The organism is Burkholderia sp. BCC1640 (assembly GCF_902833125.1).
GTDB classification, from domain to species: Bacteria; Pseudomonadota; Gammaproteobacteria; order Burkholderiales; family Burkholderiaceae; genus Burkholderia; species Burkholderia diffusa.
The window spans coordinates 1-688 of record NZ_CADFEF010000113.1 but is presented as its reverse complement, the minus strand read 5'-3'; the positions used below and the strand labels follow the sequence as shown (position 1 = coordinate 688).

The window sequence follows — 688 nt, the reverse complement described above, 5'->3', positions numbered from 1 at the left end:
CATCAGCGCAAGGCTGATCCCGAGCATCGACCGCGAGGCCGATCCCGACGAGGCGGTGCAGATGGTGGACTGGATGAAGGCCTGCCGCGCCGAGGAAGTGGCCGGGATCGGCATCGACTACCGCGAGAACGACCGCCCGCCCGAGCTGTTCTGGAAGGCCTATCGCGAGGCGCGCGAGGCCGGCTTCCGGACCACGGCGCATGCCGGCGAGTTCGGCATGCCCTGGCGCAACGTCGAGACCGCGCTCGAGCTGCTGCGGGTGGACCGGCTCGACCACGGCTACACGATCGTCGACAACCCGGCGCTGGCCGAGCGCCATGCGGTGCGCGGCACGGTGTTCACGGTGGTGCCCACCAACTCCTACTACCTGCGCACGCTGCCGCCCGAGCAGTGGGCCGAACGGCACCCGATCCGCCAAATGCCCGGGCTCGGATTGAAGATCCACCCGAATACCGACGACCCGACCTTGCACAAGGTCAACCCGAGCGAAGCCTGGGAGCTGATGCACAGCCATTTCGGCTTCGGCATCGAGGCCTTGCGCGAATTCATGCTCAACGGGATCGACGGCGCCTGGGTGGATGAGGCGACGGGGCAGGCCTGGCGCGCCGATTGGGGCCCGGAATTCGACCGGCTCGCGGCCGCGCTGGCGACCGCCTGAAGCCGAGGCCGCTGACGGCCGCCGCCGCGC

General features: G+C 69.8%; 1 pseudogene. It reads left to right on the top strand.

The window, feature by feature from the left end:
• Positions 1–658 (top strand): annotated as a pseudogene (locus tag HWX25_RS32715) (adenosine deaminase); the annotation flags it as partial.
• Positions 659–688: the final 30 nt, after the last annotated feature.